General features: G+C 43.2%; 6 protein-coding genes and 2 pseudogenes. 6 read left to right on the top strand and 2 right to left on the bottom strand.

Annotated elements, in window-relative coordinates; all coding sequences use genetic code 11:
• Positions 1-284 (top strand): annotated as a pseudogene (locus F6K38_RS26145) (ABC transporter ATP-binding protein); the annotation flags it as partial.
• A gap of 126 nt (positions 285-410) precedes the next feature.
• Here the strand turns inward: F6K38_RS26145 and F6K38_RS26140 are convergent.
• Positions 411-677, bottom strand: a complete 267-nt coding sequence (locus F6K38_RS26140) for a hypothetical protein (RefSeq protein WP_008180172.1) — start codon at positions 675-677, stop codon at positions 411-413.
• A gap of 1214 nt (positions 678-1891) precedes the next feature.
• Here F6K38_RS26140 and F6K38_RS26135 point away from each other — a divergent pair.
• The 4 genes and pseudogenes from F6K38_RS26135 (at position 1892) to F6K38_RS26120 (ending at position 6677) form a co-directional block, all read left to right on the top strand.
• Positions 1892-2484: pseudogene (locus tag F6K38_RS26135) on the top strand (Uma2 family endonuclease).
• A 526-nt stretch (positions 2485-3010) separates the two neighbouring features.
• Positions 3011-4171 carry an esterase-like activity of phytase family protein gene (locus F6K38_RS26130; protein ID WP_008180175.1) on the top strand — a complete coding sequence of 387 codons (1161 nt, stop codon included), beginning with the start codon at positions 3011-3013 and terminating at the stop codon, positions 4169-4171.
• A 494-nt stretch (positions 4172-4665) separates the two neighbouring features.
• On the top strand, positions 4666-5280 hold the full coding sequence (locus F6K38_RS26125) for a chromophore lyase CpcT/CpeT (RefSeq protein WP_008180176.1): 615 nt from the start codon (positions 4666-4668) through the stop codon (positions 5278-5280).
• A 263-nt stretch (positions 5281-5543) separates the two neighbouring features.
• Positions 5544-6677, top strand: a complete 1134-nt coding sequence (locus F6K38_RS26120) for a glycosyltransferase family 4 protein (protein WP_287357972.1) — start codon at positions 5544-5546, stop codon at positions 6675-6677.
• 54 nt (positions 6678-6731) lie between these two features.
• On the opposite strand, the gene F6K38_RS26115 is transcribed toward F6K38_RS26120, so the two are convergent.
• Positions 6732-7241, bottom strand: coding sequence for an RNA-guided endonuclease InsQ/TnpB family protein (locus F6K38_RS26115; protein ID WP_502709600.1), 510 nt, complete (start codon positions 7239-7241; stop codon positions 6732-6734).
• Between the two features lie 395 nt (positions 7242-7636).
• On the opposite strand from F6K38_RS26115, the gene F6K38_RS26110 reads away from it, so the two are divergent.
• A partial coding sequence (locus F6K38_RS26110) for a GAF domain-containing protein (RefSeq protein WP_287357969.1) occupies positions 7637-8203 on the top strand: 567 nt, incomplete at its 3' end.

Raw genomic sequence — 8203 nt, 5'->3', positions numbered from 1 at the left:
TTGAGTTACGGCAAAAGATTCCCGCTCAAGAAATTGTAGTAGTAGATACCCCTCAAGAAGAACAAGCGATCGCTCGTGCCCAAGAATTAGGGTTTACTCATCGCCGCTATGGAAATGATTTAGCCTTTTGGCTACCAGAGTCTTTAGACCTGAAGGATATTATTGCTTGTTTTGATGGGATTCCCCTCGATTCCATTGCTCGTCAGCCAGTGCGGCTGGAGTATGTCTATGTAGAGGTTACATCAAATCTGGTTGAATGCTGGTCACTTACTCAAAGAAGTTAGTGGTTAGTCGTTAGTCAGAGTGTCTTGATCTCTACTAACTACTGTAGGGGCCAACAACTGTTCGCCCCTACTAACCACCAACAACAAATAACAAACTGGAAATTCTGGGTGATTAATGATAACAATCTACAAACCATTCCCTTTGCTAGACAGCTGAGCCGCAACTTTCCTGAATACGTACACCAAGCCCTCTGATGACAAAAGACTCATCTGGGCCAGGATATAATCAGCGAAGTGGGTAGTTGCTGAAAGCACAATCAACCCCGATTCTTGGTCAAGCAAGCGCTCAATCAATTCAGCCTTTTCCTCTACAGATAATGTTTCGGCTAGACGCCAAACGCTATCAACCTTATTAGGCTTGGAGTTAATGTCAATTACGCAATTCTTATACATTGCCTTACTGCCCTTAAATAACTGATGGGATTATAGAATTGCTGAGTTGACCGCCGTAACCGTAAATCTACTTATAGAGAATAGACCACCTCTGCAATTCTAAGTAAATTCCTCAAGGTTAATCAACCTGTTAGGGTTAATCAATGTTTTGTCTTCACAGGGATATTATAACCATTTTTTTCAGGATTTGTCACCATTTCCAGATATCAAGGCAGAGCCTTAAGCTGGTCTTCATTTAAATTCCATGGTTCTGACAGCAGGGGAGCATCAATTCCCCCTAACCCCCCTTAGTAAGCCAGGGCTGTTTCATTGTCGGACTAAAATGTGATTGGTGGGGATATAGGGAGATAGGGAGATAGGGAGATAGCGGTGTGAACGCGCACCGTGGGGAATTTTTATTAATAAAAAGTGCGACCCGAAGGTGCGACCCAAGGGCGAGTAAATCGCCCTTGGCGCGCACCTATAGCGCGAATTTAATTCTTAATGGGTCAAGCGCACCTTAGGTATTTTTCACCTTAAAAATATCCTCTCCCCAGCACCCCACTTCCCTTGAAGTTACAGTAGTTGAGGGTAGCATTTATGGTCGGCAGGTTATGGGCAACAGGTTTAAGTTTTTGTAATAAGGCTACCCTCTTCAAGGTTTCATCCCTTTCACGCTTATTGACCTGACAATTTATCCCAAAGAATGAAACAGCCCTGCCCTTAGTAAGGGGGGAATGGGAGCATTGGAGAGGGTTTGAAGGTTTTTTGCTAACTGAATAATATCCAATTTAAATGCGCAACAGCTTAAATTAAAAATGCCTAAAAAAAAATTGGTATCTTGAACGTTTAATGTTGATTTTTATTACCCTGTTACAGAGAATAAAAATTTAGTTTAACAGAGCATTGAAACCCCCAACTGTCTTATGCTTATCCTTGGGATTTTACACGATGATTGGACTAAGCTAATATCCCTTTAAAACCGTGTCTGTATGGATGATATAAAATATCGTTTTTTTTAGCATAATAAAGTACAATTTTTTTTTACATTTTCCCTCTTATAACTTTACTGCTCCGAAGCTCCGTTGGCGTTTGCGCAGGGTCGGGCAAAGCCCGAAAGCGTGGCCCACGGCCTTAGCTCCATGCTTCCTAAAACCAAAAAAAATGTACCTTACTAGCTTAAAAAGCGCTATACTATAATTGAGAAAACTATTGCTACTATCTAAACTGATAAGATGAACCCTAATACCGTCAGTTTACCGGCTAGGCTCGAATTAATTATTGACTTAACTGACAAGCAATTTTTTCAGCTTTGTCAAACTAACCGTGACTTGAGATTCGAGCGTACAGCTAAAGGATAATTAATTATTATGCCACCTACGGGTAGCAAAACTAGCGTACGCAATGCTGATCTAACGTATCAGTTAAGAGCTTGGAGTCGCCAAAATCAGCTAGGAAAATCCTTTGACTCTTCCGGTGGTTTCAAACTTTCCTCGGGTGCAGAGCGCTCTCCAGATGCGTCTTGGGTGAAAATTGAACGGTGGAATGCTTTGACTCAAGCGGAAAAAGAAAGATTTGCTCCTTTGTGCCCCGATTTTGTGGTTGAATTAATGTCTCCCAGTTATTCCCTGGAAAAGACACAGGCCAAAATGAGGGAATATAGGGATAATGGCGCAAGACTGGGATGGTTAATTAATCGCCAACAGCAGCAAGTATAAATTTATCCTCCCGATCGAGATGTGGAAATTTTAACTAGTCCACAAACATTATCAGGAGAGGATAGGATGTTTTGCCAAGGTTTGTTTTGGATTTGGTTCCAATCTGGTGAATAGTTTGTGTCTGTTTGTAATAGACATCTCGTAAACTAGTCAACTTCTTGCCAATTGTTCGGTCATTAGGATTTTATATCAAGTCCGGTTAAATACCCATAATAAAAGTGTATCGAAGGCAGAGGGCAGAACGCATAAGGGTGCATCTCAATGCATTAAATTAGGCAAAATTATCATAAAATTATCATACTTCCCACACTTCCCACACTTCCCACACTTCCCACAATTACCTTCTTTTTTACAAATATGAGATGCACCATGATCGACTGCATCAAGAGACAGGGTAGTAATTTTTAGGGATAGATGTTAAGCTATCCAAGACTCGTTTTGTAAACTGTTTTAAAAACATGACGCGAGCATAATTTAATTTTTAAATAGCACCAATAGTTAGTAGACAGCTTGGTACTTTTTTTTAGACCTAATTTATAACAATCAACACTTCTGGTCGAACCAAGTAATAATACAAGTAAGTTAAGGTACTGGTAGACTGACCTAATGTTAAGAAAACCTAAAAAACTATCAAATATGCTATGGGTTGTGGTAATAATATTCCTGGGTAGCCTGACCACTACCTGTAGCTTTTTACCAGCCATCACAGCAGAGGAACGCACCTTCCTCAACCTTTCCGTGAACTTCTTAGGGGAGTATCAACTCCCCCAAACGGAATTCAAAAATACCGTAGTGGGAGGGTTGTCAGGATTGGCCTATGATCGGGAACGCGATCGCTTTTTAGCTGTTTCTGATGATCGTTCTCGATTAGCTCCGGCTCGATTCTACACCCTAAAACTAACCTTCAATCCCACCGATACAGGAAACATAGGGATTGAAAACGTAGAAGTGGAAGATGTCACTTTCCTCAAAGATAAAAATGGTGAGACCTTTGTAAGGGGTACCCTGGATCCAGAAGGGATTGCTTGGTCTGGAAAAGATTCTGTATTTATCTCTAGTGAAGGGGCTACTAATCAAGGCATTGCTCCATTCATTCGGCAGTTTGATATAGCAACAGGACAACAGTTGCAAAACTTAAAAATTCCCCAGCGTTATCTACCGAATGACACTGACCTAGGAACAGTCAGTAATGGTATCCAGGATAACTTAGGCTTTGAGGCATTGACCTTAGAACCGATCAGCCTAGCTGCAGCAAGTGGGCAAGAGTCATTTCGCTTATTTAGTGCCAGTGAGTACTCCCTACACCAAGACCAGCCAGAAGCAGATACCGAACAAGCAGCGGGAATTCGTTGGTTGCACTATTTGATTGGAGACGTTACTCCTCCAATGCTGGTTAGTGAACATCTTTACTTACTCGACCCAGACCCCCCTAACACCCTTTCTCACGGTTTAACTGAGTTATTAGCAGTGGATACCGCAGGACATTTTCTGAGTTTGGAGCGTACCTATGGTTTATTTGGATTCAGTGCCAAACTTTATCAAGTGGTGACCGGTGGAGCAACCGATACCACCAAAATTGCTAGTCTCAAGGGTGATGTTTCCAAGATTAAGCCACTGCAAAAAAAGTTGTTGCTGGATTTGAGTGAATTGGGGATTTACTTAGATAATTTAGAGGGAATGACCCTTGGTCCGCGCTTGAGTGATGGAACTCAGAGTTTAATTTTGGTGAGTGATAACAATTTTAGTGAGGCTCAGGTGACACAGTTTCTATTGTTTGGGATTAAAGGTTTGAAATAACCCAAAGAAACCAGAGGTATTCCCAAGCTCTTGCCAGTAAGCTATCAGCTATAGCGCTGGGGACAGCAAATACGGAATAGGGAACTTCGGATCATGGTAATGATGGGCGCTTGTCAACTAAAGCTTTTAGCAATTGGTCTGTAAGCATTCAGCCGTCAGCTGTCAGCCGTCAGCTAAAAGCTCACGCTACTTGAGGTGCTTAAGATAAACCTTGAACGGGAGAATTTAATAGTTCGAGATTTTGTAAGCATATGCGCTACAGATGGTGCTACTTGAGGTGCCGTCAGCTTATTTTATTCAAAAGCACTTCAAGTAGCACCATCTGTAGCCGATAAGCTGAAAGCTGAAAGCTGATAGCTGAATACTTACATTGGTCTTGATGCAGAATCCAAACATAAGCGACTGCATCAAGACGATGTATTGTAAAGATACTAACTGCATCAAAAACTACTTCATCCGAAGTTCGCGCTATTCTAAGTTCAACACTTCTGGTAATGACTCATTCTACGGATATCGCTACTTTAGCTCGCTGGATGGCAGCTGATTTTAGTAACCAAGAGCAGGCGTTTGAGAATCCACCATTGTATGCTCACATCCGCGTCTGCATGCGTCCTCTACCTTGGTCAGTGCTAGATGGATGTAGCTTGTTCCTTGAGCAAGCCTATGACTATATGCTCAACACCCCCTACCGAGTGCGGGTGCTAAAGATTGTTGAGCTAGACGGGCAAATCAAAATCGAAAATTACAAGGTTCAGGATGAAAAACTATTATACGGAGCTTCCCGTGATTTAGAACGTCTAAAATCCCTGAGTGCCCAACAGCTAGAGAAGCTTCCTGGTTGCACGTTCAATGTTGCCTGGACTGGTCATAGCTTCAAAGCGGAAGTAGAACCAGGTAAAGCTTGCTTGGTGGTGCGCAATAGTAAAGAAACCTATCTCGATAGCAGCTTTGAAGTAATGGAAGAAAAATTGATTAGTCTTGACAGGGGACGTGACCCCCAAACCGATGAACTCATTTGGGGTTCGATTGCTGGAGCATTTCACTTTGCACCCAGGACTAGCTTCGCTTCAGAAGTGCTGATCCCAACTCCAGAATTTACTGAACTATAGAAGAATTAACTCTTACCTTGGGGGTTTGAGGTCAAAAAAGGTTTCATACAAACCACTATTATAACCAAACTGATCAGGTTAGAGTCAAGGGCGTCCTGGAATCCCTAAACGCCATGGCCAATGGTCTAATACCTAGAAACTAATTCATGTTCAACAAGTGCCCCAAACCTGATACATTTAGCGAGTAGGGTCAAGCAAATTGGATTAAGAGACTATCAAAGACAAATAATTAATGACTAATGACTAATGACTAATCACTAATTATGCGAATTGCTTTTTTTACTGAAACATTTCTACCCAAAGTTGATGGCATCGTGACCCGGTTGCGCCACACGGTGGAACATTTGCAGCGTAACGGTGACCAGGTGCTAGTTATATGCCCAGAAGGGGGACTAAAAACATACAAAGGAGCCAAAATTTACGGTGTTTCTGGCTTTCCCCTACCCCTGTATCCCGAATTAAAGCTAGCCCTGCCACGACCCTCCATTGGTGGGGTATTAGAAAAGTTTCAGCCAGATTTGATCCATGTTGTCAACCCAGCAGTATTAGGGTTGGGAGGGCTGTATTATGCCAAGGTGATGAATATTCCCTTGGTCGCCTCCTACCACACCCATTTACCTCAGTACCTCCAGCACTACGGATTGGGTATGCTCGAAGGAGTTATGTGGGAGTTAATTAAGGTTAGTCACAATCAAGCTGAGCTGAATTTGTGTACCTCTAATGCTATGGTACAGGAATTAAGAGACCATGGTGTTGAGCGAGTAGACTTGTGGCAGCGAGGTGTGGATACGGAAACGTTCCAACCAGAGTTAGCTTCATCCCAAATGCGATCGCATCTTTCCCAAGGAAATCCAGACAGCCCCATACTCCTTTATGTAGGCCGTCTTTCTGCTGAAAAAGAAATTGAGCGGATCAAGCTAGTGCTAGAAGCAATTCCCAACGCTTGCCTAGCATTAGTAGGGGATGGACCCCACCGTAAGGAACTAGAAGCACACTTTGCTGGCACCCCGACTCATTTCGTGGGTTACCTTACCGGTACAACCCTCGGATCGGCCTTTGCCTCTGCTGATGCATTTATCTTTCCTTCTAGGACAGAAACCTTAGGACTAGTCTTACTAGAAGCGATGGCAGCAGGTTGTCCTGTGGTAGCAGCCAACTCTGGAGGGATTCCCGATATTGTCACGGATGGGATGAATGGGTATTTATACGATCCAGCAGATGAGCAAGGAGCGATCGCAGCAACCCAGCGTCTCTTAGCACAACAGCAGGAACGGGAAACTCTGCGCCGCAATGCTAGAGCAGAAGCTGAACGCTGGAGTTGGTCAGCTGCTACACGCCAATTGCAACATTACTACCAGAATATCGTGTTTTCCGAATCCATGTCTTCCGCTGCTTGACATACTCCCCCGTTAAATCGGAGATGATAACGGGGGATTCTCACAATATGTGATTCAAGGTTCAATCAGACAACTTCTTGAATTAGGTTTCCCTTGATCAACAGCGGTCGAACTCACGCCTGCGCGTTTCCGTATTAACGGCAGTTTCCTATGCCCTAGGGTACTGTTGTACTCAACACCTAAAACCTCTAATCCCCGCTTCAAAATGTTGAGAGCTGCGTTGGGATCACGACAGATTTCTAGATGACAACGAGGACATTTATGAGTCCGGGTGCTGAGGGATGTTTTCACCCGATAACCACAGTTAGAACAATCGGCAGATGTGAAGTGGAGGTTGACCGATATCACAGTTTTATCCCAGATTTTTCCAAAGTATTCTAACCATTGGGTGAATTGATACCAACCTGGATCAGAAATCGACTTAGCCAAATGATGATTCTTGACCATGTTTTGTATCTTGAGATCTTCATAGACAACCACATCCTCCTCCCGACATTGAGGTAAGCATCCCACAGGTCTGACACCAGTAGCGGTTTTAGGTGTTAGGTGTGAAGTTTTAATCACCTAAGGCTTAATTAAGCCTGCCTAATTCAAGGGTTTATGCCTAGTCATAGGGAGCATCTCAAGGAAGGGTTTCAGGGTCTCAGGGGGCGTAATGGGGTTGAGCTTACTGACTTTATTACAAAATCTTATCGAAAACTTAACTATTGTAATTGTACAATCCTTAACAGTTTTAGGGAAACCTATAGTCTAGAAAGTACCCCCTAGGGTACTGATTTTGACTGTAGAGATATGCCAAACTTGTAATCAGGATAGGTATATCCTCAGATCTACTTATAGCCAGGGTGTCAATTCATGTTCTTGAAGTCAAAGACGATAGAAGACTTATCAACGCAGCAATTCTTATCTGCCCAGTTGACTTGCCCTCACGCGCCTCCAAAGGCAGGAGCAGACGAAGTATGACAAGACCGAATACCAGTAGTGTTACTGCTACATTATCTCAGTTAACTCAACCCTCACAAACCAGCCATCTAATTGACCGCATCAAAACCCTATCCATTCCTCAATTTAGCTGCTGGTTAGATTTCTTTGCTGCTGATTTTCAACAGTTTCTGGGAGCGATCGCACTGATCAATAATGATGCTCTGGAAACTCGGCTAGAGCAGGTTATAGAGGCTTTAACCCTAAAAGTTGGTCAAGTCCTACAGGCAGACCAAGCCACTATTTTCATGGTTGACACCGACACAGGTCAACTATGGGCAAACATCCCCCAACCTCACACGGACAAAACCATAGAACGCCGGATTCCCCACAATCAGGGTGTTGTGGGTCATGTTGCTGCCACTGGCAAGTCTTTCAATACGTCAGTTGCTTACCATCATCCCCTATTTAACCCAGAATTTGACGAAATCCCTGGCTATCGTACCCAAAGCCTCCTGTGTATGCCAATTTTTAATCGCAATAACCAGGTGATTGCTGTAATAAATTTTTTGAATAAAACTGGCGGTGTGCCCTTCGATAGTACC

The sequence above is a fragment of the Moorena sp. SIO3B2 genome (assembly GCF_010692525.1).
GTDB classification, from domain to species: Bacteria; Cyanobacteriota; Cyanobacteriia; order Cyanobacteriales; family Coleofasciculaceae; genus Moorena; species Moorena producens.
The sequence above is the reverse complement of the archived record's forward strand: the minus strand, read 5'-3'. Positions and strand labels throughout refer to the sequence as shown.